The sequence below is a fragment of the Acinetobacter sp. YH16040_T genome (genome assembly GCF_024605785.1).
Lineage (GTDB): Bacteria > Pseudomonadota > Gammaproteobacteria > Pseudomonadales > Moraxellaceae > Acinetobacter > Acinetobacter amyesii.
The window spans coordinates 2,137,700-2,163,977 of sequence record NZ_CP094541.1 but is presented as its reverse complement, the minus strand read 5'-3'; the positions used below and the strand labels follow the sequence as shown (position 1 = coordinate 2,163,977).

Sequence of the window (26,278 nt, the reverse complement as noted above, 5' to 3'; positions counted from 1 at the left end):
GCTGAAAAAGCCTTTACAGATAGGTTTGTGCAACAAAGCCATGAAAATGAAGTAAGTTTAATCATGTGAAAAAGAAATAGGACTAAAATTATGAATTTTTACACAATTTATCCATCCGAACATATAAATCGAGATTTTTCTTTTTACTTAAAAGGAAATCAAGACAAAGTTATTGACTATTTTAAGTTTAATGATAGTAGCACAGGATTTCTAAAGAATCCTAGAATCAATATGACATATGATAATGACTTTGAAGGTAATTTAGATGAAATACTAAATGCTGACTTTTATTATTCTGCTTCAGGTATTTTATTATTTTCGAAAAATTTTTATGAAAAGTTGAAAGATGAATTAGCTTCAGAATGTGATTTCTTTAGATGTTTAGTTAATAATACTGAGGTAGATATTTATGCGTTATATATCAAAAATACTGTGAATATATTAGATGATGATGAAAAAATAATAGAAACTAAGAACATAGATTCAACTTTTATCTTAAAAGATAAATCTAAACCATACATTTATATGGTTACTGAAAAATTTGTAAAATTAGTAGAAGAAAATAAGTTAGAAATGCAGTTTTTAGATTTTAAATGATAATTTCATTCAAGCCGCTGGTTTATCAGATAAACACCGATAGTGTACATCGTGGTCCATTGTGGAAAACCACAAAACAAAGCAAAGGCTTTGATGATGTATGATTCTATCACTGTGACCATTTAGGCACACCACAAGAAATGACTGACCATACAGGTTCGATTATTTGGAAAGCTGAGTATAAAGCGTGGGGTGAGCTCGTGTCAGCAAAGCAACGCTGTGCACGAGCGCAAGACGAGAGCTATGCTCGAAGTGGTGAGGCTGAAAAAGCGAAATCGAGTTTCTTTGAAAATTCTGAAATCATTAGCAATAACATCCGTTTTCAAGGACAGTATTTCGACCAAGAAACAGGATTGCATTACAACCGTTATTACTCACCTTGTGTGGGAAGGTTTGTAAGTAAAGATCCTGTAGGATTAAGTGGTGGGTATAATATTTATGCCTATGCTCCAAATCCAATACAATGGACAGATGCTTTAGGATTGGCTAAAACACCCACTAGAACTTTACAAAGAAATTGGAAGAATTATGTAGGATGCAAACATACAAATTCTGATATTCATCACGGTTTCCCAGAGGAATATGCAGAAAAATTCAAAGAGTTAGCTGGTATTGATGTAAATAATCTACAGTATTACTATAATTTGCCAAAAGAGAAACATACTAAAACTCCAGGAATACATACTAATGGGTCTAGGACAGGGCAAAATTGGAATAAAACATGGGGAGGAATATTGAATCAAGTAGAAGCTATGAATTTGAGTAAAGCAGAGTCTAAAAAGATGCTTGAACAGACTTTGAGAAGACTAGCTAGAAATGAAAGAATTAGTAAGCATAATGCCACAGCCGTCAAAGGTGCCAATTTGTGTTGCTGCAGTTAATTATAAAGAGTTGTAAATGTTCGATAAAGTATTTGAAATTGATGAAATAAAAGAAATTTTTATTCAACGTAAAAGCGCGTTAAAAAATTTTAATAAAATAACTGTAAATGACGATTTTTATTTAAGTTTTTTAAGTGAATTTCAAACTACAGAATTTACAGCGGATATAATAATATTTGGATATGAAGAAGCAATTAAAGAAAATAAATATGTTGAGGAAATCAACCCTTTTATTAGTGAAAATTTTTGGATGATTGGTCGTACAGGTCAAGGTGATGAGTGGTTTATTGATAAAGTTAAAGGAGGGATATCGTTCTATGATCACAATCAAGGAGACTATGCGGATATAAGTCAATTTCAAAAAATTAATATTGATTTTACCGATTTTGTGAAAATGGCTTTTTTATTTAGAGAGCTAGAAAGCGAATTGGACCGAGAAGAAAATATATCTCATGAAAATCAAAAAAAACTCATTAATCAAATAAATTCAATAAAAAAAGGATTATATGAATTATATCCATTTAAATACTTTTAAGCTAATGATTTATAAAAATATTAAATTTGAAAAAATTTCAAAAAGTGAACAACAGCTTCAATCATTGTCATTAATTGGAATTAATTATGATAAAAGATTAAAAAAAATGCTATTGGAAGAGTATAAGAAACCCTCAGAAGTTAATGATGTTATGCTCAATCAATTTGAGGGAGAGTCTGGTATTAACTTTCCAATTGAATACAAAAAATTTTTACTAACAACAAATGGTGGTAGCCCTTCAAAAGATACATTTGATATTTCTCCAAAAAATAATCGAGTAATACAAAACTTTTTTACATTAAATTCAAAAGTAGTCTCATATACATTAAAACATAATAATAGTGGAGAACTAATATCATTCCCTAAGTACTATTATGCTATTGCGTATACTGTAAATGGTGATTTTATTAGATTTCTTTCATAAGTCATTTTTCACTCAGCTCTAAGTTATAAATTCCAGCAATTAGATTGAATCTCAATGCTAGTCTTTTGCCTCGATTGCGATATCGCTCAGCAAGAATTTTGAAGGTTTTCAAACTGCCAAATACATGCTCAATTCCAATTCTTCTTTTATTGATTTCCTGATTATAGATTTTTAGTTCGGAATCCAGTTTACAGCGCTTCTTTGCTTTTAATGGCAACAAGCTATTTGGATACACTGTATAAATTCCCTGATAACCCTTATCCGCAAGGATAAATGCACCTGCAGGAATCTGATTCAAGTTACGTTTGAAGAGTTCGAAATCATGTACGGCACCACGACTCGTACATAAACTCAGGATTTTTTGAGTTTGATAATGAATGATGGCCTGTACTTTGAAAGTGTGGGTCTTTTTCTTGCCGCTATAGCTTTTCTTCTGTTTTTTTAGGCCTTTGGATTGGAATTTCTGTGGCATCCACGATCACAACATTCCAATCGATGCCTTCGCCCTCGGGTAAATCTTTGGGTAAATTAAAGAGATTGGACCGAATCAGGCAGTCTTCAACATGATGGACAATTCTTGAGGCTGTGGGCTCTGAAACCCCGTAGCTCGTCGCAACGTGAAATAAGGTTCGGTATTCCCGCCAATAGCTTAGACAGAGCAGAACCTGGTCTTCCAGGCTTAACTTGGGCGGTCTGCCTTTGGCAGGGACATGTTTCTTCAATTGCTCAACCATCAAATAGAAAGTTGACCATGAGATGCCTGTGTATCGCTTGAACTGAGGATCAGAAAGCTTGTTTGAATCGATGTATTTCATCCGCAGATTATGCACGAATGCTAAGAAATCCGGAGTGCAAATATTAACCAAAAATAAGATCGTTTTTTGATTTATGAAAGAGATCTATTATGTTAAATGTTGATGATGATTCTAATGATTATGGTGGTGTTTATATATATTTTCATGATAAAGAGAACTCTTTAAAAAAAATAGCATCGTCATTTGATGATTTTTTAGATAAATTACATGACTGATTTGATAAATATATCGATATAAAGTGACTTCAATTTTGTAGATGATATTTATGTTTCAATGATCAAAAGTCGAAATAACCATAAACTGCTGACTATTGCTATGTGAAGTTTTCTGAAATAACAGGATACTTCCACTTGGGAGATTTAAAGAGCTTTGTTGCACAAAGATTTAAAAATTCAGATTTCCCATATCTACTCAAATTTAAGTGACAATTTGGGTATGAGGTTGGCCTAATTCCGTAAATTTATTTAACACCGCCACACGTGCATGAATTTCGTTGACTTGACTGTCAAACTTTCTAGCATTCAGTTTATCGCCTAATAATTTCATGCAATGCATCTTGGTTTCGACCAAACTTCGGCGATGATAGCCTGACCATTTTTTCCATAGTGTCCTGCCTGAGAAGCACTGCTTCGCAAGATTAACCGTTCGAAGTAATTCCTTTCTCTCCTAAGTATGAGCTTTTGTATCTTTCCAAGGTTTCGCATTTTTTCTTGGCGGAATCACTGCATGCGCTTGCCGATCTGCAATGACCTGACGGCATTGCTTGGTTTCATAAGCTCCATCTGTATAGGCAGAATCGATTTGTTCATCTAAAGGGATTTAAACAAGTAAATCTTCCAGTAACTGTGAATCACTGACATTATTTGTCGTAAGCTGAACGGCACGTATTTGAAGGGTTTCAGCATTGATACCAATATGAAGCTTACGCCATTGGCGACGCTATTCAGGTCCATGTTTTTTATGCTCCCATTCACCTTCACCTAAAAACTTTAGGCCAGTAGAGTCTACGAGTAGATGGAGACCACCACTACTTTTTTGATAGCCAATTGCAATATCGTTATGCCTTTGTCTTCTGCACAGTGTGGAGTAATCTGGCGCTATCCAATCTAATCCACAAAGCTTAATCAGACTTTGGACAAAGCCTGTGACCATTCGCAAATATAATTTAAATAAAGATTTGATCATCAAGCAACATTGAATAGCCTTATCGAAGTAAGTTCGATTCCCCAGATAATTTAACTTGGCATCATTGAACCGTACCGGGTTTGTCGGAGAGTCAATATTCTGAGAGACTATCCCGATGACAAAATTAAAATATACCCCTGAAATCAGAGAAAGAGCGGTTCAATTATTGATTGAATCTGAAAAAGATTATCCTTCTACTTGGGCTGCAATCACAGCAATTGCGCCTAAGATTGGTTGTACTCCTGAAACACTTCGTGCCTGGCATCAAAAGCATTTAGATCAGCAAAATCCTATTAAAGTACAACAGATATCTGATCAAGAAAAAATGAAACAAATGGAACGAGAAATTAAAGAATTAAAGCGTGCCAATGAAATTCTACGTAAAGCAGCCGCTTTTTTCGCCCAGGCGGAGCTCGACCGCCCACACAAATAATGGTGGATTTCATCCATAACAATAAGGCGTTATATGGTGTTGAGGCGATTTGTAGGATTTTACAGATCTCAGCTTCTACCTATTACCGGACTTTAGATCTCACAGTAAATCCAGAACATCGAGCGAAACGAGATTTACATGACTTGCAGCATGCTGAGGAGATTAAGCGAATTTGGAAAGAAAGTTCAGGTCGATACGGTGTGCGTAAGGTCTGGCAACAACTGAAACGTGAAGGCTATGTGATTGCACGTTGTACAGTTGCTCGATTGATGCAAAAGCTAGGTATACAAGGTGTTTGGCGTGGTAAGAATAAACAAACCACCCGTAACCGAGATGACCAAAAACGGGCAGATGATTTAGTGAAACGTAATTTTAATGCTGATCATCCTGACCAACTGTGGGTGAGTGACTTTAGTGTGCCGCAGCAAGCGGCGTAAGAGATGAGGGTATGGCCCCTCGCTATCGGCTTGCAGGAGCAGGTAGCAAACCACCATAAGCGGCTTGGATCAAAAGTCCCGGTCGTGAGCGTTATGGAAAAGGCATCGTAGAGATGTCAGGTAAGAATTAGGAAGGCGAACAACAGTGAACTGCCGTTCAAGTGTCGAAAGTACTCAAATGACATCAAAACCGGGGATGGAAGTTACCCCGCGATTAGTTTGGCCGTTACCTGCTTACGGGCCATTCGGTGTCCGGCGTAGAGGCAGCGCGATCCTAATTCAGGCTCTTACGTTGAACTGCGGGAACCTTCGGTGGCGATGTCAAGCGAAAGGCACAAGCTCAAAAGGCAAGGCTGATAATAGCAATGCGTCACCAAGGGGCGGAGCAACTCGTAGTAGTGTTGAAGTTACTGTAATGGTAATGGAGCGAAGGGGTTGCATTATCCAGGTCTACGGATTTGTCAACTGTGCAAGCAGGAGGAGCAAAACTTTATGACCAAACCATTTAATATTCCTAAAGCGTTAATCTGGGAGGCATTTAAAAAAGTCAAAGAGAATGGTGGCGCTCCAGGCGTTGATCATGAATCTATTGAGCAATTCGAAAAGCATTTAAAGAACAACCTATACAAACTATGGAATCGACTTTGTTCTGGCAGTTATTTTCCACCGCCAGTTAAGGCTGTTCCGATTCCAAAGAAGTCAGGTGGCGTGCGTATACTAGGTATTCCAACAGTTGCAGATCGAGTCGCGCAAACAGCAGTTAAGCTCTTATTAGAGCCGAAAATTGATCCATTATTTCATCCAAACTCATATGGATATCGTCCGGGGCGTTCTGCCCATGATGCAATTGCGATAGTGAGGAGACGAAGTTGGGATTATGACTGGGTTGTGGAATTTGATATCAAAGGTCTCTTTGATAACATCGACCATGATTTACTAATGCGTGCACTCAAGAAACACTGTGAAATTCCATGGATTCTTTTATATGTGCAACGTTGGTTAAAAGCACCAATGCAACACATAAATGGCCATCTTTTAGAAAGGAATCGCGGCACACCACAAGGTGGTGTTGTGAGTCCTTTATTGGCGAATTTATTTATGCATTATGCTTTTGATATGTGGATTACGAAACATCTTCAAAGTGTACGGTTCTGCCGTTATGCAGATGATGGCGTAATTCATTGTCGGAGTTTATCTCAAGCCAAACTTGTTTTACAAAAGATCGATGCACGATTTCGTGAATGTGGTCTCGAATTGCATCCAGACAAGACAAAGATTGTTTATTGCCAAGATATTAATCGTCGTAAAGCATATCCCGATGTTCAATTTACTTTTCTCGGGTACACGTTTAGGCCCCGTAAGGCTGTGGACAAGTATAAAAGAGTTTATGTAAATTTCTCTCCTGCAGTCAGTCGTGATGCACTTAAAGCAATGCGACAGACTATTCGGAAATGGCATCTACATCTGATGTGTAATCGCGAATTAAGTGATTTATCTGCAATATTCAATCCAATTCTTCAAGGTTGGCAGCAATACTATGGTCGATTCCATGGTTCAGCAATGTCAGCGATCTGGCAACACATGAATGCTTATCTTATACGCTGGATGAGGCGTAAGTATAAAAACTTGGCCCGTCATAAAAGACGGGCTAGATATGCCTTAGGGCGACTTGCGCGTGATTTTCCAAATGCCTTTGTGCACTGGAAAATGGGATGTTTACCATCGGTTGGATAATGGGAGCCGGATGAGCTGAGAGGTTCATGTCCGGTTCTGCGAGGGGCTAAGGGTGAAATTCCCTTGGTCTACTCACCCGTATATTCAAACTCATTCAGGCTGGGTCTATACCGCCTTTATTATTGATGTGTTCTCACGAGCAATTGTTGGATGGAAAGTATCGACACGGATGAATACAGATATGGTGCTCGATGCATTAGAGCAAGCCTTGCACGATCGAGGCATGCCAAAGAATGTGATTCATCATTCCGATAGAGGTGTTCAATATCTTTCTATTCGCTATACCAATCGTTTAGAAGCTGCAAATTTACGAGCATCAGTCGGTACAACTGGTGATTCATACGATAATGCTCTGGCTGAAACGGTGAATGGCTTATACAAAACAGAGGTGATTGAATATTTAAAAGCAGATTGGCAAGGTTTAGCAGATGTACAACTTGCGACACTAAACTGGGTAGATTGGTTCAATAAAGAGCGTGTACACAGTGCACTGGGTTATGTATCGCCTTTTGAGTTTGAAGCAAGGTACTATGATAAGATTAACCCGTTAGGTCAGGTGGCCTAACTTAAATAAAAAAATCTCCGACAAACCCGGTACGGTTCACTTTCCCACTAATACGAATAATTATCTTTCAATCTTTGCGCTATTTCTTTATATTTATGAAGTTTTACCTAACTATATAAATATTGAGGGATTTTTGTGAAACATTTTTTTCTTATACTAACTTTTGGGTTGTTAATCACTACACTTTCAGGATGTGCAACATCTCGTGGACTTATCCAAGTTCCAACCTCTAATCAAGTTTCTACACAAGAGGCCAGTAATTCTAAAAAAGTGATTATTGCACTTGTTGAAGATGAAAGGTCTTTTCAAGATAAACCACCAACTGCTGATATCCCATCTTTAAAAGGTGGTTTAGCAAAGGCTACGGCTGAAGAAAAAGCAAAAGCTGTAGCTCGAAAGCGTAACGGTTATGGAAAAGCTTTAGGTGATATTCTTTTAGAGAAAGAAACGGTTTCTGAATTATTAAAGAAACGTACAACTCTAGCACTTAAGAAATCAGGCTATGAAGTTCTTGAAGATAATGCTGCCAATCGGGCGAATGCAGACCTAGTTTTGAATATTAAAATTAATAAATTCTGGTCTTGGTTCCAGCCAGGATTTGCATCTATTAAAATCCATTCTGAAATTGATACCGATATCTTCAATACGAAGAAATCGCCAGCTGAACCTATTCACGTTTACAGCAAAGTTGTTAGATCAGCACAGGTAGCCAATGGTACAAAATGGATTGAAAATATTGATAATGTTTTGAATGACTATGAAGCTAAATTAATTTTATCTTTGCCTAGAGTTACCCCCTAATAAATCATTTTAGATCCAAATTATAGACTCTTAGAATAAAGCTCTTTTAGAAGAGCTTTATCATTTTATCTATCTGTTAGATTTCCCAGTCTACATTCAACTTCACATAGGCTTTGTTGCACAAACCTATCTGTAAAGGCTTTTTCAGCAATATAATTTTCAAATGAAGAAGCTTACATACAAAATCTACCGCACAACCAATTGGTCAGCATATAACCAAGCACTCTTTAATCGTGGGAATATTGACATTTGGTTCGATCCAAAAACACAATGGCATGCAGAACCGCAAGGCAAATAAGGTCTAAGTAAAACTTACTCCGACATAGCGATTCAATGTATTTGATGATCAAATCTCTATTTAGACTCACTTTACACAGGGTTACTGGCTTTGTTCAAAACTTAATTAAACTTTGCGGATTGGACAGCACCAGATTACAGTATGCTTTGTAGAAGACAAAAGCATATTGATATTGCAATTAGTTATCAGAAAAACAGTGATGGGCTTCATCTACTCGTAGACTCTACAGGCATGAAGTTTGTGAATGTACAATGAGGTCCTTAGCTGGTTTTTGATTGTGAATAGCCATATTCGATGCATCACAAACAAGCTTGGCTGTCATACGCTCATTTAAGCTGTAGCCAACCACTTGTTTCGTGTAAACGTCTTTTACAACTATTAAGTACAACAAGCCTTCAGTCGTCCATATATACGTAATATCACTCAATCACGCTTGGTTTGGTTTAATCATTGAGAATTGTTGCTCAAGCAAATTTGGATAGATCGCTCAGTTATGGTCACTGTTCGTCGTTCTTTTGAAACGTTTGTGGTACTTACAATGCAGCTGATTTAACTTTTTTATCTGACATACTGCATATGTACTAATTTTTACGACCTGAGCCTGTAAATGCTTGGTTAAGCGAATATAGTCATAGCTCTGTTTCGTTTATTTGTGCGCTATTTTGACCAAATTTGTTTGTTGATTTCGCTGAACTAATCGTTTATTCACACCTCGTTTTAGCCAATTATAAAAGTGTGAAACTAATACATGAAGTAATCGTGCCATCAAAATAATCGGCAATCAGTGTTTTTGCGATTTCATATAGGCGTACCTTACTGACGTACTTTGGCAAAGTACGCTGCTGCCTTTTTTAGAAATTTACGTTCCATTTCAGCGGATTTAAGCTGTTTGTTTAAGTTGCTTATTTTCTTCGAGCAAAGCGTTTAGGTCAGGTGAATACTGTTTAGTACCAGCTAAAGTCCCTGCCTTTGCCTTATTGTTCCAATGCGAAAGGGTCTGCATGGAAATGCCGAGTTCTCTAACTGTTTCGGATACATTGCCTTGATTGGCTTCTAATGCTTTGATGGCTTCAGATTTAAGTTCTACCGTATACGTCTTGTGTTTCTAGCTCATGGTAAACTCCTGATGAGTATGTATAGTTTACCAAGTTAAAACCTCCTGTTTTTTCAGCATACAGCAATTGATAATTGAATGGATTTCACAGTTTTATTTTTGAAAACAACATGGTTTTGTTATTTTTTGTGAAAAATTTAACTCGGTGTTATAATTACACACCTGATAATTGTCAATTTTTTAATTACTGATCATGATGATGCAACTCCACGTGTCCCACTTAAATCTAAGTTCGATTGATCAAGTGTTATCAGCTATACAACACATTCCTGCGATGCAACGCCGGCGCTTATCGCGCCTAGCAAAGCTGGCTATGAATAGTGCAATACAGACTTTAAATACACACAAAGTCGATTATATTGTTTGGGTGTCGCAATATGGTGATGAAGCCAAAACGCTGAATATATTAGAAGATGTCTTGAGAGGGCAAACGCCTTCACCGACTCAATTTTCAACCTCGGTACATAATGCAATTTCAGGCTTATATTCTATTTTATGTCAGGATGCGACACCTGCGACCAGTTTGGCAGGTTCGTGGAATGATGGGTTGATTGAAGCTTATGCATGGTTAAAAACAAGGCCAGAAGCCTGTCAGGTTTTGCTGGTGTATTATGATGAAGCCTTGCCTGAAATGTATATCGAGCATCAGCCATTTTCTGCTTTTGCGATGGCAGCGATGATTTCATTAGCGCCTGCAAATTTGATATTGATGCCAAAGCATACGAATGCAACGCCAGCCTATCAGCAAGCTTTAGCATTTAACACGTTTTGGACTAATCCTGAGCAAACTGAATCTGAAGCGTGGACGAAATGCTGAAATTAAATCGAATCAAGCAAAAAGCCAACTATGCATGGCGGGTTGGGGCGACAGGATTTAGCTTTGCCAGCTTTGGCTTAGGCGGTGTGGCGATTGGCGGTTTGGTTGCCCCTCTGGTTAAGCTGAGTTCGTCTGATCTGGATGTCCGAAAACAGCGCACTCAAAAGGTGATTAAACACAGTTTTAAAGGTTTCACCGAAATGATGGTGAAACTGGGCATTATGACTTATACGGTTGAAGGTTTAGAGAAATTAAAAAACAGTCAACAGGAGTTGGTGATTGCCAATCATCCGACACTGATTGACGTGGTGGTTTTAATTGGTTTAATGGAGCAAGCAAACTGTGTCGTTAAGCAGGCACTGTGGTCAAATCCATTTACCAAAGGTCCTGTGCAAAGTGCGGGCTATATTTTAAATGCGGGTTCTGAACAATTTATTCAGGACTGTGTACACAAATTGCAGCAGGATCATGCCGCGTCCTTGTTGATCTTTCCTGAGGGAACAAGAACAGCAAAAGGTGAGCAGTTGAACGAGTTTCAGCGCGGCGCAGCCAATATTGCACTAAGGGCAGGGGTACCGATTCGGCCTGTGCTAATTAGCTGTACGCCCTCGACACTCACCAAAAACGAAAAATGGTATCACATTCCAGAACAGCCTTTTCATATCCATGTAAAAGTCTTGGATGCGATCCAAGTGGAAGACGTATTGGATGACGTAACGGTTAATCCAAAAAATGTACGTCAATTAAATCAACAATTACAATGGTTTTTTAACCAAGAGTTATCCCTAAATGACGAATCTTGCTGATGAATTAAAGCAAATGATTATTGATGTCCTTGCCCTTGAAGACATCAGTATTGAAGACATTGATACAGACGCGCCTTTGTTTGGCGATGGTCTAGGTTTGGACTCGATTGATGCCCTTGAATTAGGCTTGGCATTGAAAAAACGTTATGGCATTCATTTGAATGCAGAGTCTGCAGAAACCAAAGAACATTTTAAATCAATTCAAAGCTTAGTGGCTTTGGTTGAAGCACAGAAAACAGCATAAGAGGTTGCTATGCTTGCACAAGAAACCGTGTTAGAAAAATTACGTGAATGGATGGAAGAGTTGTTTGAAATTGCGCCTGAAGATGTGCAATTAGAGTCAAACCTAGCTTTAGACCTCGATGTTGACAGTATTGATGCCATTGATTTGGTGGTAAAAATTAAAGAGTTGACAGGCAAACAAGTCAACCCTGAAGATTTTAAAAATGTGCGCACCATTCAAGATGTGGTGGTCGTGATTCAGAATATGTCAGTTGCATGAACAACATCTTAAAAGGGGTAGCAGGGATCGGTTTGATCCTCTATCCTTTTTTTGTCGCTTATGCTTTGGCACATGGACAGTATGTCTGGGTCAGTGCGGTATTGATTGTACTGGGCATTTTACGTCTCTTGAGTAAGGGCAATGCCCTGCTGTGGCCATTGACAGGTTTTGCCATTTTATGTGGCGGGCTGAGTTTGATTTTAAAAGATCATGCGTGGCTTAAACTCTATCCTGTCTTTATGAGTCTTGGGGCGCTGTTTATTTTTGCCAGCACCTTGATTCGACCGCCTTCAATGATTGAGCGTTTTGCACGTTTGGCAGAGCCTAATCTGCCAGAAGAAGGAGTCGAATGGACCCGTCAAGTGACCAAAGTTTGGTGTGGTTTTTTTTGCATCAATGCGGTCATTGCCCTGATCACTGTTTTCTTTGCACCGATGAAAATTTGGGTGATGTATAACGGCTTGATCTCTTATGTCTTGATGGGTGGACTGTTACTGGGTGAGTTTGTGTTGCGTAAACGCCAGCAACGACTGCATCAGGCACAGAAATAACAGCATTTCCGTCAGGGCAACTGAAACAGTGGCCTCGAACTATAGCGATTAGAAATACGGTTTTTAAAAACAAATTTTATGTCTTGTCATTTTCAACACCATCTCCATTCATCGCGTCCCTTGTGTATTCAGGCGGACTCAAGTTTTGTGTCCTTTCACACTTTTTGGTTGGATGTAGCTGAGCAGGCTACGCAAATTCAGCAGTTGGAACAGCCAGTATGGGCGCTTTGGGAACAAGACAGTTATGAGTTTTTGGTATTGTTGTTTGCAGCCTTGCAAGCAGCTAAGCAAGTGCTGTTGCCGCCGCATCGGGTCAGCGACTTAGAAAAAGAATTGGCTGAACAGCAGATTTATTTTTTAAAACGTTTGCCGTCGACAGCCGCGTCAACCTTTGAGCTTCAATTTGATGCTGCCTTTCTCAATCAGGCACAGCTGTATTTCTATACTTCGGGTTCAACAGGGCAGCCGAAAAAGATTCCGCGCACCTTGCAACAATTGTTCAATGAAGTCTGTGGTTTGGAAGCCAGTTTTGATTTGCCTGAGCGGGCAGTTGCGATTGCCACGGTGAGTCATCAACATATTTATGGTTTGTTGTTTAAGTTGTTGTGGCCCTTAGCCAGTGGACGCAGTTTCTATCAAAAACAACAGGCTTTCCCTGAAGATGTGGTCGATCTTCAAAAGAAAATTGCCCATCTGCAACTGCCCAATTACCTGATTTCAAGTCCTGCATTGTTGAAGCGCTGGACCACAGATGTAGTGTTGCAAGACTGCCATCGGGTCTATTCCTCTGGTGGAAAGTTGGATGCAGGCGTGCGTCCTTTGCTGAACCGTCCGATTACTGAAGTGTTTGGTAGTTCTGAAACAGGCGGGATTGCTCACCGTCAGGCGGATGATGCACTATGGACACCCTTTGCCAATGTCGAAATTAACTGCGCCGAGCAGCAAGAGTTAGCCGTTAAAACCAACCATGCCTATAGCGAGGATTGGATTCTGACGGGAGATAAAGTGCAGGTTATGGATGCAGATAATCCCAAAAGTTCGTTTCAGTTGTTGGGGCGTTTGGACCGCATTGTCAAACTCGAAGAAAAGCGGTTAAGTCTCGATGCGATTGAAGCAAAAATCGCTGAGTTGGCAGAAATACAGCAGTGCCATGTTTTAATTCATGAAAAAGAACAGCGTCAGATGTTGGCGGTGGTGGCAGTGTTAACGGATGATGCAAGGGCGCTGCTCATTGAAAAGGGTAAAGCTGCCTTTACCGCACAGCTGAAAAAACACTTACAACTGAAATTGGAAAGTATCGCGATTCCGCGGCAGTGGCGGTTTTTAACGCAAATGCCACAAAATGCACAATCGAAGCTGAACAAACAGTATTTAAAATCACTCTTTCAGCCGATGACTCTGCCTGTGGTATTGACACAGCAGTCACAGGATATGCAGATCACTTATGCTTTGGAGTTTGTGCCTGAGCTGGAATGCTTTAAAGGGCATTTTCCGAACTTCCCGATTTATCCGGGCGTAGGGCAAATTGGATTTATTCAACATTTTGCCAAACAAAACTGGGCAGATTTACTGTGGTGCAATGGTTTTGAGCAGTTAAAATTTCAAGGACTGATCCAACCCTATCAAACGCTGGAACTGGTGCTCAGCCGTAAAGCACATAAGATCAGTTTTGAGCTGAAAAATCATGACAAAATATTGGCATCAGGACGTTTGCTGTTTGCTGTCCCTGTAGACGTTTAAGCCGAGAGACAAAAATGAAACACTGCTTTGTGATTCCTGTGTATAACCATCCGCATTATTTGGCTGCGTTACTGTCACATTTAAGCGCTTTTGAGTTACCCATTATTATGGTGAATGATGGCAGTGATGCTGATTGTACAACAGTGTTACATCAGCTTGAGCAGGACTACCCAAGGGTCGATTTGGTTGAACATACCCACAATCAAGGGAAGGGGCAGGCGGTGATCACGGGTCTCAAGCATGCCTTTCAATGTGGCTATAGCCATGCTTTGCAACTGGATGCGGATGGACAACATGATTGGCAGGATGTGCAACGCTTTTTAGACACCTCTATCCAGCATCCCGAAGCCATGATTATTGGTCAGCCGATCTTTGATGCGACTGTTCCAAAAAAACGTCTCTATGGACGTTATGCAACCCATATTTGGGTGTGGATTAACAGTCTGTCTTTTGACATTAAAGACAGCATGTGTGGCTTTCGTGTTTATCCTTTGGCGCAGACGGTGAACATTCTAAATACAGCCAAGTTTCAACCGCGGATGGGCTTTGACTCGGAAATTTTGGTGCGTTTGAAATGGGATAATGTGCCGTTTATCAATTTGCCCACGCATGTCGTTTACCCTGAAGGTGGCATTTCACATTTTGATGTTTGGCGTGACAATTTGGGCATGGCGCGCGCGCATAGTCGCTTGTTAGGTGGCATGCTGCTGCGGTTCCCCAAACTGATTTATCAGAAAGTTAAAGGCTAAGGCGGTCAGAGAAGCATATGCAGAAATGGAGCGCCGTGAAAGAGCGGGGCGGGATGTTGCCGCTGATGCTGATGCTGGGTTTCTACCGTTTGGGTGGGCGCTGGCTGTGTCGGGTCATCTTGTACTTTGTGATTTTATGGTACTGGCTCTTTTCCAATACCGCGCGTCAGGCTTCTCTGTTGTACTTAAAAAAACTGCATCATTTTGCAGGTGCACAGTCACCGTTTCAGGCTGAGCCGCAGCTTTGGCATAGCTATACGCATTTGATGCAATTTGGCGAATGTATTTTAGATAAAATTGAGGGCTGGCTCGGGCATATTCCTGAGCAGAACTTAAAGCTGCATGGTCATGCGCATTTTCGTTCGCACTATCAAAAAGGTGCGGTGATTGTGGTGTCACACTTTGGCAATATTGAATTGCTTCGTGCCGTCAAAGCAGAGCATCCGCAGAGAATTAATGTGTTGGTCTATCAAAAACATGCCACCAAATTCAATGAGTTTTTAAAAAAGCTGAATGAACATGCCGATGTCAATTTGGTTTCGGTGGATGAGTTGGGAATTGAAACAGCACTGATTTTACAGGATAGGTTGGATCAAGGTGAATGGGTGATTGTGGCTGCAGACCGCGTACCTGTGCAGTCAGATCGGGTACAATCGGTTGCGTTTTTAGGTGAGCAGGCGCTGTGGCCACAAGGTGCATGGATTTTGGCCAGTTTGTTGAAAGCTCCTGTGCTGGCAGTGTTTTGCTATCGAGTTGATACACATTTTGAAGTGCATATTCACCCAGTGGCGGAGCAGTTAAATTGGCCACGTAAAGAGCGTTTACAGGCCATGCAGCAGACCACACGACAGTATGTGGAACTTTTGGAACAGCATTGCATACGCGCGCCCTTTCAATGGTTTAATTTTTATAATTTTTGGAATAAAGGATAAGTCTTGTGTTAATTGTTGGGGAAACTCCGCTCAGTATTGAAGATGTTGTGGCTGTAGCGCGTAAAGAAAAACAGGTGGCATTGCCTGCCTCTGCTGAATGGACAGCATTGATTCAACGTGGCGCAGATTTCCTCGATCAGCTGTTGCAAGACGAAGGCGTCATTTATGGCGTGACCACGGGCTATGGAGACTCGTGCTTGGTTGAAATTCCGGCCCATCAAGTGCATGAGCTACCACTACATTTGTCGCGTTTTCATGGCTGTGGCATGGGACAAAACTTAGACTTAATTACCGCACGTGCTGTCGTGGTGGTGCGTTTATGTTCATTGGCGCGCGGCTATTCGGGTGTTTCGCATGCCTTGTTACAGCGTTTGGTCTGGATGCTGAATGAAGATGTCATTCCGGTGATTCCCTCAGAAGGTTCGGTGGGTGCCAGTGGTGACTTGACGCCTTTGTCTTATATTGCTGGGGCCTTGGTCGGTGAGCGCGATGTGTACTATCAAGACCAGATCGTACCGATTGCACAAGTGTATGCCGAAAAAGGTTTGGAGCCTTTGGTGATGCGTCCTAAAGAAGGTTTAGCCCTGATGAATGGTACAGCGGTTATGACCGCGATTGCCTGTTTGAATTATAAAAAAGCCGAACAGATTTCTTTTGCCAGTACTTTGATTACCGCCCTGAATGTTTTGGCTTTAGAAGGGAATCCAAGCCATTTTGATGAAGTCTTGTTTGCGCAGAAACCACATCCGGGACAACAACATATTGCAGCTCAGTTACGTGACTGGTTAAACAGTGACGTGCAGACCGAACACCAAAGTTCGCGCCTGCAAGACCGTTATTCACTGCGCTGTGCACCGCATGTGATTGGGGTGTTTGAAGATTCTAAAGTCTGGCTGCGTCAGTTTATTGAAAATGAGCTGAATTCAAGTAACGACAACCCATTGATTGACCCAGTGAACCTGCGGGTACTGCATGGTGGACATTTCTATGGCGGACATATTGCCCAAGCCATGGACAGCCTGAAAATTATGATCGCGAATATTGCTGACTTGATGGATCGTCAGTTTGCGCAGTTGGTCGACTATAAAATGAACAATGGTTTGCCGCGCAATTTAACCGGTTCAAGCCCTGAGCGTTTGCCGTTGAATCATGGCTTTAAAGCGGTGCAAATTGGGGTTTCGGCATGGACAGCAGAAGCCTTGAAACAAACCCTCGCTGCGTCGATTTTCTCACGCTCAACCGAATGTCATAATCAAGACAAAGTCAGTATGGGTACCATTGCTGCGCGTGATGCCAGTCGAGTGATTACCCTGACTGAACAAGTGATTGCGGCACTCAGCTGTGCAGCGGTTCAGGCGGTCAAACTCAAAGGGGTAGATACAGAACTCAGCCCTGTTTTAACAGCATTTCAACACTGGGTGCTTCAGAGCTTCACCTATGTAGTGGAAGATCGTCCTTTGCAACAAGAGCTTCAGGCATTGGTTCATCGCTTTGAGGATTTAGAACTGTTAGACAGCATTGCTGTTCAATATTCATAGGAAATGAGCATGCATGCTGATGTAATCATTGAAGTGCCTTTTCATGATGTCGACACCATGAATGTGGTGTGGCACGGGCATTATTTAAAATATTTTGAAATTGCACGCTGCAAATTGCTGGATCAATTTCACTATAACTATAACCAAATGCGTGACTCGGGCTATGCATGGCCAGTGATTGAAAGTCATGTGCGTTATGTACAAGGCATTGAGTTTGAGCAAAAAATTCGTGTGCGCGCCGTTTTGAAAGAATGGGAAAATCGCTTAAAAATCGAATATCTGATTTTCGATGCAGTTTCAGGCAGAAAGCTGACCAAGGGTTATACCTCGCAAGTGGCGGTACATATTGAAAAACGTGAAATGTGCTTCCAGTCACCACAGGTGTTGCTGGACTGTTTAAATGCATGGCCTGAATTTAAAGCGGAGTAATGCAAGCATGATTCGATACAAATTTTTTAAGCCGATTTTGGTTGCGTGTACAGCCAGTATGATGACTGTGCTTGCTCCCGCAGTGAATGCACAAAATACTGAATTGAAACAGGTGTTTGCTCAGCTCGGTGCAACGCCTGTGGTGCGTGCCCAATTTGAGCAGCAGAAAAAACTGGCCGCTCTGAATAAAACCTATGTGTCCAAAGGCACGGTGCTGTTCAGCAAAAACCAAGGGGTGCTGTGGCAGATTCAAAGTCCAGTCAAAGCCGATTTGGTGGTGACACCGCGTAAGCTGGTACAAAAGACGCAGCGCACGTCCAGTCAAATTGAAGTCGATAAGACTCCTTATGGCTCTGTAGCGACGATGTTTTTGCAGTTGATGTCGGGCAATGAAGCGGCACTCGCTAAAAACTTTAACGTGGTGTCTGCCAATTACAGTCCGACGCAGTGGAATGTCAGCTTAACGCCGAAAAGCAGTCTATTTAAAAAGCTTTTTGTCCAAGTCGATGCGCAAGGTCAGCGTTATGTGGACCGTATTACGATTTTGGAACAAGCCAATAATCGCACCATCATTCGTTTTAGCCAGCAAACGGCTCAACCTCAAACTTTAACGGCTGCGGAAAATGCGCTTTTCCAATTGGCAAAATAAATTTAGCGCCCTGTGGTTGTTGCTGTTGTGTGTCATTGCTTTGGCACTGGGCGTGGCTTGGCTGAATAAAGGCATTAAGATTGAGACCAATATTTTTGCTTTGTTGCCTGAGGCCCATCAAGATGCTCATCTGGAACAAGCACAGCAATATGTCAGTCGGCAGTTAAATGACAAAGTTTTTGTGGTGTTGGATGCCAAAACAGATCAGCAATTAGAACAGGCAACGCAAGTACTCAAAACCCAAGCCGACCAAAGTCAGCTGTTTTTACCCGTTCGTCCGCAGCTTGATCCTGATCAATTTGCCCAAGCGCTGTATCAACATAAGGCGGGGTTGTTATCCAAGACAGATCAACAGATTGTGCAGAAGCAGGATGATGTCGCACTGACAGAGCAAGGCTTATTACAACTGATGAGTCCGGGCATGCCAATCACGGCTGAAATTCTCAAGCAAGATCCCTTGCTGCTGTTTCCCCGTTATGCAGTGGGTTTAAGTGCCTTACAAAATAATGCCGATATCAATTTAGAGCAGGGCTTTGCGACCATTCGTGATGAGCAGGGCATCTCGCGCCTGATGGTGCTTCAGCTCAATAGCAGTCCCTATAACATTGCCTACCAAGAGCAGACTGCTGCATTTATTCAGAATATCAATCGGCAGCTCAACCAGTTGCAGGTTAAACCGCACTGGACAGGCACGTTATTGTTTGCACAGTTTGGCACCAATTCTGCCAAAGAGGAAATCTCGACTATTGGCGTGGGTTCGACCATCGGAATATTACTACTGGTCTGGTTTGGCTTCCGTTCGATACGCCCGATGCTGACGGAAATGGTTGCAGTAGGTACCGGCAGTCTGGTGGCCTTTGCGGTGACGTATTGGGTTTTCGGTGAAATTCACCTGATGACACTGGTCTTTGGCGCCAGTCTGATAGGGGTTTGTGTCGATTTTTCATTTTACTTTATGGCCATGCAGTCTCAGCACCGACAGGTGGATGGATTTGCAGTTTTAAAACCATTATTGCCAAGCCTATTTGTGGGTTTGATGACTACATTGTTGGCTTATGTAGTGCTGAGTTTTACCCCATTTCCGGGTTTTAAGCAGATTGCGGTCTTTTCCATGGTTGGACTGAGCGCCGCATGGGTGACCAGTATTTTATTGTTGCCACGTTTGCCTGCGCTGAATGCGGAACCTGCGATACGTGCTTTGGGCTTTATTGGCAAAGCACGCAGTTATGTGCAGAGTCGAAATACGCTGCGTTATGGCATGATTGCACTGATTCTACTGGTGATGGGTAGTAGTCTCACCTTGCTGAAAAGCAATGATGACATCCGTAATTTACAAAGTATGGATGCCACTTTAAAGCAGGAAGATCAATATATTCGTTCTCGTTTTATGCAGCAGCAAAGCAGCGAATACTTTGTGGTACGGGGCAGAAGCTCAGCAGAGTTGGAGCAGCGCGAACAGCAACTACTGGCAGAGCTTGCGCCCTTACAACAGGCTGGCAAGTTGGATGCTGTACAAGCTTTAGGGCAGTGGATTCCATCGCTTGAGCAGCAAAAAAAGAATGTTGAAATGTTACAGGCGATTCCTCAGCCGGCTTTAGTGGAATATGCGCAAGCGTTGCAGCTCAACGCAGCGGATATTTTAAACTGGCAAGCGCATTTAAAAGACCAACCGTTATTGACCGAAGCGGTCTTTAAAGATCATCCTCTGCATTTTTTGCAGATGAGTCCGACACAACGTTTGGTGATGCTGCAAAATGTGCATGACGTCAAAGCCGTGCAACAGCTTGAAAATGCGGATGTACAACTGTTACGCCCCGTTCATCAACTGTCTGAATTGTTTAAACAACACCGTGAGCAGGCACAGTGGCTATTACTCAGCGCTTTGCTGATTTTAGCCATTGGCTTAGGGACACTATATGGCAAAAAATCCATTCTGCCTTTGGTGTTGCCTGTCAGCATGGCCTTAATGACCACGTTTGCGATTCAAGCATGGCTGGGTGTCGAGATTAATTTATTCAGCATTATGGGTACCTTCCTAATCATTGGGATTGGGGTGGACTATGCGATTTTCTACCGCCACGGACATGATCATCCGCAGGTGGTGGGGATGGCTTTATTCCTGTGCATGATGTCGACGTTTTTTAGTTTTGGTTTGCTGTCCTTTAGTCATACCTATGCCATTCACAGTTTTGGCTTAACAGTGTTGCTGGGCGTTATTTTTTCATTTATTTATGCCACACTTTTTACATCCTCCGATGCAAAACATGTGGTGGTTCAACAATATCAGCCAAAGAGCTGAGTCAAAGGGTACAGTGCAATGAGCACCATGCAACAGACAGATGTTTTAATTATTGGGGCGGGACCATCAGGCAGCTCGGCTGCAGCTTTGTTGCGCCAAAAAGGTTACCAAGTCACGGTCATTGAAAAGCAATATTTTCCGCGTTTTTCCATCGGCGAGTCTTTATTGCCGCAGTGTATGGTGTTTTTAGAAGAAGCGGGTTTATTGGAAACGGTGCGTGCACATGCCGACGAATATGCCTTTCAGTTTAAAAATGGCGCGGCTTTTTTAAGAGGCAGACAGCGTAGTTTTTATGACTTTACCCAAAAATTTAGTGAAGGCCCAGGCACTACATGGCAGGTCCGACGTGCCAACTTTGACCAGCTTTTGGCACAGCAAGCCGAAAAAATGGGCGCGGACATCCGTTTTGGCCATGAAGTCTTGGCCGTCGATGTCACATCCACACAGCCGATTTTGACGGTCAAAGATGAGCAAGGCAACAGCTACCAAATTCAAGGCAAGTTCCTGTTAGATGCCAGTGGTTTTGGCCGTATTTTGCCGAAGTTTCTCGACTTAGAAAGCCCGTCGGACTTTCCTGTGCGCCGTGCAGTCTTTACCCATATTGAAGATGGTTTGTTGGATGACCCTGAGTTTGACCGTGAGAAAATTTTAATTACTGTGCATGAAAAAGATCATCGTGCGTGGTATTGGCTGATTCCCTTTGCTGATGGGCGCTCTTCATTTGGCATCGTGGCGGAGCAAGATTTCTTTGAAAAATATGGTTATGACGGCAGTGCAGATTATGACCTTGAGGCCTTGCAGAAACGTATTTTAGCCGATGATGCCAGTTTGTCACATGTACTGCGTCACGCCAAACATGATACTTCTGTCCGTACTTTGGTGGGCTACTCTGCCGATGTGAAACATTTGGCTTCCAACAACTATGCACTACTGGGCAATGCCGGTGAGTTCCTTGATCCTGTCTTTTCTTCGGGAGTGACTATTGCTTTGAAATCGTCCAGTCTAGCCGTACCATTGGTCGAGCAAGTGCTGCAAGGTCAGGCAGTAGACTGGATGGAGCAATATGAAAAGCCACTACGTAAAGGCATTCAAGTATTTCGTGCCTATGTCGAGTCATGGTATTCGGGGGAGTTTCAGGATGTGGTGTTCTCCACTCATCAGGATGAAAAAATCCGCCGTATGATTGCTTCCTTACTGGCAGGTTATGCGTGGGATGCAAGCAACCCGATTCATCGTAATGCCAAGCAACGCTTGAGCACTTTGGCCGAATATTGCCGAGAAGAACAACCGCAAAAAGAGTCGTTGACTGATGAAACTTAAGCTGCGTTTGAAAACCGTCAGTTGGGTTTTAGCCAGTGCTCTGCTCTGTAGTGCCTGCCAAAGCTGGATTCCCAAGGCGCAGGGACTCGCGACCCCGCAGTGGGCTGCGCAAAATTATCAACGTCAAGATCAAATCGAAGTGCAGTGGAAAACCCAGAGTTTCAGCTTTTTACTGTATCAGCAACAACGGGGGCAGTCGCTTGATATGTTAGCGCTCAGCCTCACAGGGCAACAGTTGTTTAAACTCAGTTTTGATGGTCAAAAGGTCGAAGTTGAACAGCGGATTGATCCAATGAAACGGTTGCCTTTTGATTATGTGGTGCGTGATATTCTGTATGCCACTTATCCAAATTTTGCTGCCTTACATACTGCTCAAAATGCTGTCGTGCAGAAAGACGATACCATTTATATACAGCAGCAACCCGTGTTGAAAATTCAGCAAAATGAAGGAGCAATTGAACTGGATAATCTGCAAGTGCCTTATCAAATGGTGATCAGCACGGTGAGCAATACTTTAGAAGATGATCAAGGTGACCATCATGACTAAAAATCTACAGCATGTTTCAGCCATGGGTATTCAGTTCAGTGTGGCGCTGTCGGCTTTGGGGCAAAATGCCACTGAGCTTCAGCATGCCTTAACAAGCACAGAAAATACTTTGTCACAACGAGAGGATTTGATCGCGGGGCGTTCGGTCTGGGTCGGTGCATCGGATCAAGCCTTGGTTCAAGCAGTGCCTGAAAGCTTGAGCAGTGCAGATTCACGGAATCTACGCTTTGCCCTGACGGCTTTGGCGCACATTGAAACTGAAATTCATGCTTATACAGCACAGTTTGCTAAACAACGTCTTGCTGTGATTATCGGCACGTCAACCTCAGGCATCGCAGATAATGAGCCTGTCTTAAAAGACCAGTTTCAACAGTCTGTACCGCAGTCTGTACAGCACCAAAAGCAAGAAATGGGCAGTTTAGCGAAAGCCTTACAACAGTATTTGGGCTGGGAAGGGCCTGCCTATACCATTTCTACCGCTTGCTCCTCGGCAGCTAAAGCGCTGGCGGCGGGGCAACGTCTGCTGAATGCAGATCTGGCCGATGCTGTCTTAGTCGGTGGAGTCGATACCTTGTGCAAGCTGACTTTAAATGGTTTTGATAGTTTAGAAAGCTTATCGAGCGGAATTTGTCAGCCCTGTGGTGCCAACCGTGACGGCATCAATATTGGCGAAGCTGCAGGACTATTTTTACTGTCCAAAGCACCTGCAGCTGTGATGTTGCTGTCGAGTGGTGAGTCAATGGATGCATGGCATATTTCAGCACCGCATCCAGAAGGACGAGGGGCTGCGGAGGCGATGCAAAAAGCTTTAGATATGGCACAGCTTGAAGCAGGCGATATTGGGTATTTAAATTTGCATGGGACTTCTACACCGCAAAATGATGTGATGGAGATTAAGGCGGTGCAGACTGTTTTTGCAGATTATCCAGTTGCACTTAGTAGCACCAAACATAAAACGGGACATTGTCTGGGGGCGGCGGGTGCAATCGAAGCCTTTATTTGCCAGCAGGTTTTATTAGATCAATCTTGGTTGCCGCTGCATCATGCAGGTGAATTGGACGATGCTTTGGCTGGGCAAAATTATGTGTTTACACCGCATTTAGCTGCACCGATTCGCTATGCGATGAGTAATTCTTTTGCTTTTGGTGGGAGCAACATCAGTTTAATTTTCGGGACGGTTTTGTCATGATGGACGCAGTACAGTTTATTCCACATGCGAAACCGATGGTTTTCGTGAGTCATTTGATTGAAGCCAATGATACATTTGCGATTGCAGAACTTCATATCACAGCTGATTTGATGTTTTGTGAGCCAAATGGCTTGCCCACATGGAGCAGTATTGAGCTGATGGCGCAGACCATTAGTGCCTATGCAGGCTATAAAGGGCAAACCAAGGGTTGGCCACCGAAAATTGGCTTTTTATTGGGAACGCGTAAAATGCAGTTGCCTTGTGCCTATTTTAGTTTGGGCACAACCGTGCGGATTCGAGTAGAACAAAGTTATCTGCACGAGGGTTTGGGGCAGTTTCATTGTGAAATTGAATATCAAGAACATCGGTTCAGCGCCATGTTGAGCGTATTTGAGCCTGAAAATATGAATGAAATCATCGGAAAATTAGTGTGAACAGAAGAATTTTAGTCACGGGTTCGAGTCGTGGGATAGGTAAAGCGATTGCTTTGGAGTTGGCAAAGGCAGGCTTTGATGTCACGGTCCATGCCCGTTCAAGACAGTCTGAGGCCGAAGCGGTGGCTCAGGAAATTCAAGCGCTTGGACAGGCCAGTCATGTACTGATGTTCGATGTGAATGAGCGTGAAAAAATTGCCGCTATTTTAGAGCAAGATATAGCACAGCATGGTCCTTTTTACGGTGCAGTGCTGAATGCAGGATTAACCCGTGATGGTGCTTTCCCCGCACTGACTGATGAAGACTGGGATGATGTGGTCTCGACCTCTCTGAACGGTTTTTATAATGTGTTGAAACCATTGATGATGCCAATGATCCGCTTTAAAAAGGGTGGACGTATTGTGACATTATCTTCAGTGTCTGGAATTATGGGGAACCGTGGTCAGGTCAATTATAGTGCTGCCAAAGCAGGCTTAATTGGTGCGACCAAAGCATTGGCACTAGAGTTGGCAAAACGCAAAATTACGGTGAACTGTGTGGCTCCGGGCTTGATAGAAACCGAAATGGTCACAGAGGAAGTCAAAGAACATGCCTTGAAAATGATTCCGATGCAACGTATGGGGCAGGTGGAAGAAGTCGCTAAAGCGGTAAAGTTTTTATGTAGTGATGATGCCAGTTATATCACCCGCCAAGTGCTTTCAATTAATGGAGGCCTGATCTAATGAAACGTGTTGTTGTAACAGGCATGTCTGGGATTACTTCTTTGGGTGAAACCGCAGAGCAAATTTTTGAGCAGTTTACACTCGGTAAAAGTGGCATTCGCTATATGCCCGATTGGGAGATCTATCCTGATTTACGTAGTAAATTAGCTGGTCCAGTTGAGTCATTTACTGTACCGAAGCATTTTAACCGTAAAGTTACTCGTGGTATGGGGCGTGTTGCCTTAATGTCCACGGTATGTGCTGAAAAAGCATTGGAAGACGCAGGTTTACTCCATGCTGATATCTTAAGAAGTGGCGATGCAGGCGTGGCTTTTGGTTCTTCTGCGGGCAGTGTGGATGCTGTGCGTGAGTTTGGTACCATGTTGCTTGAGCATGATATGAGTCAACTCAATGCCACGACCTACATTCGTATGATGTCACATACCAGCGCGGTCAATATGACGGTGTATTTTGGGCTAAAAGGTTTAACGCTGCCGACCTCAAGTGCGTGTACTTCCGGTTCGATGGCCATTGGACAAGCTTATGAAGCGATTAAATACGGCAAGCAAACTGTGATGATTGCAGGTGGAGCAGAAGAGCTCAGCGCTGCGGGTTCAGCTGTGTTTGATGTACTGTTAGCGACCAGCGTTCAAAATGATCATCCAGAGAAAACTCCGCGTCCCTTTGATGCAAATCGGGATGGTTTGGTTGTTGGTGAAGGTGCAGGCTGTTTGATTTTAGAAGAATATGAACATGCTCAAGCACGTGGAGCGACTATTTATGCTGAGATCATCGGTTATGGTAGCAATACTGATGGTCAGCATGTGACGCGACCTGATTCTGAGATGATGGGACGCTGTATGCAATTGGCACTGAAAGATGCACAGCTTACTGCTGCGGATATTGATTATGTTAATGCACATGGCACTTCGACTGATCAGGGTGATATTGCTGAATCACAAGCAACTGTGCGTATATTGGGTCAAAAGCCAATCAGTTCATTAAAAAGCTATTTTGGTCATACTTTAGGTGCATGTGGTGCAATTGAAGCATGGCTCAGCATTGAAATGATGCAACGTAATCAATTCGTGCCAACTTTAAACTTAGATAACATTGACCCTGCGTGTGCGGAATTAGATTATATTTGTGGTGATATTCGCCCGATGTCAGCAAAAATTATTATGACGAATAATTTTGCCTTTGGTGGCATTAATACATCATTAATTTTCAAAAATAATATAGACCATAACTGAAAC

At 42.3% G+C, this 26,278-nt stretch carries 26 protein-coding genes, 6 pseudogenes and 1 other annotated feature; of the genes and pseudogenes, 28 read left to right on the top strand and 4 right to left on the bottom strand.

Annotated elements, in window-relative coordinates:
- The first annotated feature begins 90 nt into the window (after window positions 1-90).
- From MST16_RS10695 to MST16_RS10680, 4 genes and pseudogenes are all read left to right on the top strand, one after another.
- Entirely contained in the window at window positions 91-597 is a 507-nt protein-coding gene (locus MST16_RS10695) for a hypothetical protein (RefSeq protein ID WP_180136595.1), read from the top strand.
- Between the two features lie 50 nt (window positions 598-647).
- Window positions 648-1,478: pseudogene (locus MST16_RS10690) on the top strand (RHS repeat domain-containing protein); the annotation flags it as partial.
- 16 nt (window positions 1,479-1,494) lie between these two features.
- Window positions 1,495-2,013: an SMI1/KNR4 family protein gene (locus MST16_RS10685; RefSeq protein ID WP_180092763.1), complete on the top strand. Its 519-nt coding sequence runs from the start codon at window positions 1,495-1,497 to the stop codon at window positions 2,011-2,013.
- Window positions 1,985-2,437, top strand: coding sequence for an SMI1/KNR4 family protein (locus tag MST16_RS10680; RefSeq protein ID WP_180092766.1), 453 nt, complete (start codon window positions 1,985-1,987; stop codon window positions 2,435-2,437). The genes MST16_RS10685 and MST16_RS10680 overlap by 29 nt, the downstream gene beginning before the upstream one ends.
- Window position 2,438: 1 nt before the next feature.
- Here MST16_RS10680 and MST16_RS10675 read toward each other — a convergent pair whose 3' ends face one another.
- Both MST16_RS10675 and MST16_RS10670 read right to left on the bottom strand, forming a co-directional pair.
- Window positions 2,439-2,909, bottom strand: coding sequence for an IS5/IS1182 family transposase (locus MST16_RS10675; RefSeq protein WP_039254797.1), 471 nt, complete (start codon window positions 2,907-2,909; stop codon window positions 2,439-2,441).
- Entirely contained in the window at window positions 2,857-3,252 is a 396-nt protein-coding gene (locus MST16_RS10670) for a transposase family protein (RefSeq protein WP_257245633.1), read from the bottom strand. Before MST16_RS10670 ends, MST16_RS10675 begins: the two co-directional genes overlap by 53 nt.
- 89 nt (window positions 3,253-3,341) lie before the next feature.
- On the opposite strand from MST16_RS10670, the gene MST16_RS10665 reads away from it, so the two are divergent.
- Entirely contained in the window at window positions 3,342-3,467 is a 126-nt protein-coding gene (locus tag MST16_RS10665) for a hypothetical protein (protein WP_257225816.1), read from the top strand.
- Between the two features lie 202 nt (window positions 3,468-3,669).
- Here the strand turns inward: MST16_RS10665 and MST16_RS10660 are convergent.
- Window positions 3,670-4,476 (bottom strand): annotated as a pseudogene (locus tag MST16_RS10660) (IS5 family transposase); the annotation flags it as partial.
- A 76-nt stretch (window positions 4,477-4,552) separates the two neighbouring features.
- Here MST16_RS10660 and MST16_RS10655 point away from each other — a divergent pair.
- The 5 genes and pseudogenes from MST16_RS10655 to MST16_RS10635 all read left to right on the top strand — a co-directional run.
- A pseudogene (locus tag MST16_RS10655) lies at window positions 4,553-5,295 on the top strand (IS3 family transposase); the annotation flags it as partial.
- Window positions 4,828-4,944: a sequence feature (AL1L pseudoknot), on the top strand. (Overlaps the previous pseudogene by 117 nt.)
- A gap of 504 nt (window positions 5,296-5,799) precedes the next feature.
- The gene (gene ltrA / locus MST16_RS10650) at window positions 5,800-7,041 is read left to right on the top strand and encodes a group II intron reverse transcriptase/maturase (RefSeq protein ID WP_004826931.1); all 1,242 of its coding nucleotides are present in this window, start codon (window positions 5,800-5,802) and stop codon (window positions 7,039-7,041) included.
- Window positions 7,042-7,120: 79 nt separating this feature from the next.
- Window positions 7,121-7,606, top strand: a pseudogene (locus tag MST16_RS10645) (IS3 family transposase); the annotation flags it as partial.
- A gap of 135 nt (window positions 7,607-7,741) precedes the next feature.
- Window positions 7,742-8,407, top strand: a complete 666-nt coding sequence (locus MST16_RS10640) for a flagellar biosynthesis protein (RefSeq protein ID WP_180003145.1) — start codon at window positions 7,742-7,744, stop codon at window positions 8,405-8,407.
- A gap of 163 nt (window positions 8,408-8,570) precedes the next feature.
- Window positions 8,571-8,948, top strand: a pseudogene (locus MST16_RS10635) (transposase); the annotation flags it as partial.
- Here the strand turns inward: MST16_RS10635 and MST16_RS10630 are convergent.
- Window positions 8,947-9,771, bottom strand: a pseudogene (locus tag MST16_RS10630) (IS3 family transposase); the annotation flags it as partial. The pseudogenes MST16_RS10635 and MST16_RS10630 overlap by 2 nt on opposite strands.
- Window positions 9,772-10,015: 244 nt before the next feature.
- Here MST16_RS10630 and MST16_RS10625 point away from each other — a divergent pair.
- The 18 genes from MST16_RS10625 (at window position 10,016) to MST16_RS10540 (ending at window position 26,275) form a co-directional block, all read left to right on the top strand.
- Window positions 10,016-10,636 carry a beta-ketoacyl synthase chain length factor gene (locus tag MST16_RS10625; RefSeq protein ID WP_180007391.1) on the top strand — a complete coding sequence of 207 codons (621 nt, stop codon included), beginning with the start codon at window positions 10,016-10,018 and terminating at the stop codon, window positions 10,634-10,636.
- Window positions 10,630-11,442, top strand: coding sequence for a 1-acyl-sn-glycerol-3-phosphate acyltransferase (locus MST16_RS10620; RefSeq protein WP_005090856.1), 813 nt, complete (start codon window positions 10,630-10,632; stop codon window positions 11,440-11,442). Before MST16_RS10625 ends, MST16_RS10620 begins: the two co-directional genes overlap by 7 nt.
- On the top strand, window positions 11,426-11,686 hold the full coding sequence (locus tag MST16_RS10615) for a phosphopantetheine-binding protein (protein ID WP_005090854.1): 261 nt from the start codon (window positions 11,426-11,428) through the stop codon (window positions 11,684-11,686). The genes MST16_RS10620 and MST16_RS10615 overlap by 17 nt, the downstream gene beginning before the upstream one ends.
- Before the next feature lie 9 nt (window positions 11,687-11,695).
- Window positions 11,696-11,944 carry an acyl carrier protein gene (locus MST16_RS10610; RefSeq protein ID WP_180092549.1) on the top strand — a complete coding sequence of 83 codons (249 nt, stop codon included), beginning with the start codon at window positions 11,696-11,698 and terminating at the stop codon, window positions 11,942-11,944.
- The gene (locus tag MST16_RS10605) at window positions 11,941-12,495 is read left to right on the top strand and encodes a septation protein IspZ (protein ID WP_005090850.1); all 555 of its coding nucleotides are present in this window, start codon (window positions 11,941-11,943) and stop codon (window positions 12,493-12,495) included. Before MST16_RS10610 ends, MST16_RS10605 begins: the two co-directional genes overlap by 4 nt.
- A 78-nt stretch (window positions 12,496-12,573) precedes the next feature.
- Window positions 12,574-14,235: an AMP-binding protein gene (locus MST16_RS10600; RefSeq protein WP_180007370.1), complete on the top strand. Its 1,662-nt coding sequence runs from the start codon at window positions 12,574-12,576 to the stop codon at window positions 14,233-14,235.
- Between the two features lie 14 nt (window positions 14,236-14,249).
- Window positions 14,250-14,984, top strand: a complete 735-nt coding sequence (locus tag MST16_RS10595; protein ID WP_168369547.1) for a glycosyltransferase family 2 protein — start codon at window positions 14,250-14,252, stop codon at window positions 14,982-14,984.
- Window positions 14,985-15,001: 17 nt separating this feature from the next.
- Window positions 15,002-15,916, top strand: a complete 915-nt coding sequence (locus MST16_RS10590) for an acyltransferase (RefSeq protein WP_168369546.1) — start codon at window positions 15,002-15,004, stop codon at window positions 15,914-15,916.
- A 5-nt stretch (window positions 15,917-15,921) separates the two neighbouring features.
- On the top strand, window positions 15,922-17,454 hold the full coding sequence (hutH, locus tag MST16_RS10585; protein ID WP_168369545.1) for a histidine ammonia-lyase: 1,533 nt from the start codon (window positions 15,922-15,924) through the stop codon (window positions 17,452-17,454).
- A 9-nt stretch (window positions 17,455-17,463) separates the two neighbouring features.
- Window positions 17,464-17,883, top strand: a complete 420-nt coding sequence (locus MST16_RS10580) for a thioesterase family protein (protein ID WP_005012597.1) — start codon at window positions 17,464-17,466, stop codon at window positions 17,881-17,883.
- Window positions 17,884-17,890: 7 nt separating this feature from the next.
- Window positions 17,891-18,532, top strand: coding sequence for an outer membrane lipoprotein carrier protein LolA (locus MST16_RS10575; protein ID WP_168369544.1), 642 nt, complete (start codon window positions 17,891-17,893; stop codon window positions 18,530-18,532).
- The gene (locus MST16_RS10570; protein WP_180092546.1) at window positions 18,507-20,831 is read left to right on the top strand and encodes an MMPL family transporter; all 2,325 of its coding nucleotides are present in this window, start codon (window positions 18,507-18,509) and stop codon (window positions 20,829-20,831) included. Before MST16_RS10575 ends, MST16_RS10570 begins: the two co-directional genes overlap by 26 nt.
- A gap of 18 nt (window positions 20,832-20,849) precedes the next feature.
- Window positions 20,850-22,151: an NAD(P)/FAD-dependent oxidoreductase gene (locus MST16_RS10565; protein ID WP_168369542.1), complete on the top strand. Its 1,302-nt coding sequence runs from the start codon at window positions 20,850-20,852 to the stop codon at window positions 22,149-22,151.
- Window positions 22,141-22,698 (top strand): DUF3261 domain-containing protein, encoded by a 558-nt coding sequence (locus tag MST16_RS10560; protein WP_168369541.1) that lies wholly within the window; start codon window positions 22,141-22,143, stop codon window positions 22,696-22,698. The genes MST16_RS10565 and MST16_RS10560 overlap by 11 nt, the downstream gene beginning before the upstream one ends.
- Entirely contained in the window at window positions 22,691-23,887 is a 1,197-nt protein-coding gene (locus MST16_RS10555; RefSeq protein ID WP_180092543.1) for a beta-ketoacyl-[acyl-carrier-protein] synthase family protein, read from the top strand. Before MST16_RS10560 ends, MST16_RS10555 begins: the two co-directional genes overlap by 8 nt.
- Window positions 23,884-24,321, top strand: a complete 438-nt coding sequence (locus MST16_RS10550) for a 3-hydroxylacyl-ACP dehydratase (RefSeq protein ID WP_180003139.1) — start codon at window positions 23,884-23,886, stop codon at window positions 24,319-24,321. Before MST16_RS10555 ends, MST16_RS10550 begins: the two co-directional genes overlap by 4 nt.
- Window positions 24,318-25,043 carry a 3-ketoacyl-ACP reductase FabG2 gene (locus MST16_RS10545; RefSeq protein WP_180003138.1) on the top strand — a complete coding sequence of 242 codons (726 nt, stop codon included), beginning with the start codon at window positions 24,318-24,320 and terminating at the stop codon, window positions 25,041-25,043. Before MST16_RS10550 ends, MST16_RS10545 begins: the two co-directional genes overlap by 4 nt.
- A complete protein-coding gene (locus MST16_RS10540) occupies window positions 25,043-26,275 on the top strand; it encodes a beta-ketoacyl-ACP synthase (protein ID WP_180003137.1) in 1,233 nt (410 codons plus the stop codon). Before MST16_RS10545 ends, MST16_RS10540 begins: the two co-directional genes overlap by 1 nt.
- The last annotated feature ends 3 nt before the right edge of the window (window positions 26,276-26,278 follow it).

Bases quoted from the DNA above. Each gene is read 5' to 3' on its own strand.
- MST16_RS10695 (WP_180136595.1), top strand. From the start codon at position 91: ATGAATTTTTACACAATTTATCCATCCGAACATATAAATCGAGATTTT.
- MST16_RS10685 (WP_180092763.1), top strand. From the start codon at position 1,495: ATGTTCGATAAAGTATTTGAAATTGATGAAATAAAAGAAATTTTTATT.
- MST16_RS10680 (WP_180092766.1), top strand. From the start codon at position 1,985: ATGAATTATATCCATTTAAATACTTTTAAGCTAATGATTTATAAAAAT.
- MST16_RS10675 (WP_039254797.1), bottom strand. From the start codon at position 2,909: ATGCCACAGAAATTCCAATCCAAAGGCCTAAAAAAACAGAAGAAAAGC.
- MST16_RS10670 (WP_257245633.1), bottom strand. From the start codon at position 3,252: ATGAAATACATCGATTCAAACAAGCTTTCTGATCCTCAGTTCAAGCGA.
- MST16_RS10665 (WP_257225816.1), top strand. From the start codon at position 3,342: ATGTTAAATGTTGATGATGATTCTAATGATTATGGTGGTGTTTATATA.
- ltrA (WP_004826931.1), top strand. From the start codon at position 5,800: ATGACCAAACCATTTAATATTCCTAAAGCGTTAATCTGGGAGGCATTT.
- MST16_RS10625 (WP_180007391.1), top strand. From the start codon at position 10,016: ATGATGCAACTCCACGTGTCCCACTTAAATCTAAGTTCGATTGATCAA.
- MST16_RS10620 (WP_005090856.1), top strand. From the start codon at position 10,630: ATGCTGAAATTAAATCGAATCAAGCAAAAAGCCAACTATGCATGGCGG.
- MST16_RS10615 (WP_005090854.1), top strand. From the start codon at position 11,426: ATGACGAATCTTGCTGATGAATTAAAGCAAATGATTATTGATGTCCTT.
- MST16_RS10610 (WP_180092549.1), top strand. From the start codon at position 11,696: ATGCTTGCACAAGAAACCGTGTTAGAAAAATTACGTGAATGGATGGAA.
- MST16_RS10605 (WP_005090850.1), top strand. From the start codon at position 11,941: ATGAACAACATCTTAAAAGGGGTAGCAGGGATCGGTTTGATCCTCTAT.
- MST16_RS10600 (WP_180007370.1), top strand. From the start codon at position 12,574: ATGTCTTGTCATTTTCAACACCATCTCCATTCATCGCGTCCCTTGTGT.
- MST16_RS10595 (WP_168369547.1), top strand. From the start codon at position 14,250: ATGAAACACTGCTTTGTGATTCCTGTGTATAACCATCCGCATTATTTG.
- MST16_RS10590 (WP_168369546.1), top strand. From the start codon at position 15,002: ATGCAGAAATGGAGCGCCGTGAAAGAGCGGGGCGGGATGTTGCCGCTG.
- MST16_RS10580 (WP_005012597.1), top strand. From the start codon at position 17,464: ATGCATGCTGATGTAATCATTGAAGTGCCTTTTCATGATGTCGACACC.
- MST16_RS10575 (WP_168369544.1), top strand. From the start codon at position 17,891: ATGATTCGATACAAATTTTTTAAGCCGATTTTGGTTGCGTGTACAGCC.
- MST16_RS10570 (WP_180092546.1), top strand. From the start codon at position 18,507: ATGCGCTTTTCCAATTGGCAAAATAAATTTAGCGCCCTGTGGTTGTTG.
- MST16_RS10565 (WP_168369542.1), top strand. From the start codon at position 20,850: ATGAGCACCATGCAACAGACAGATGTTTTAATTATTGGGGCGGGACCA.
- MST16_RS10560 (WP_168369541.1), top strand. From the start codon at position 22,141: ATGAAACTTAAGCTGCGTTTGAAAACCGTCAGTTGGGTTTTAGCCAGT.
- MST16_RS10555 (WP_180092543.1), top strand. From the start codon at position 22,691: ATGACTAAAAATCTACAGCATGTTTCAGCCATGGGTATTCAGTTCAGT.
- MST16_RS10550 (WP_180003139.1), top strand. From the start codon at position 23,884: ATGATGGACGCAGTACAGTTTATTCCACATGCGAAACCGATGGTTTTC.
- MST16_RS10540 (WP_180003137.1), top strand. From the start codon at position 25,043: ATGAAACGTGTTGTTGTAACAGGCATGTCTGGGATTACTTCTTTGGGT.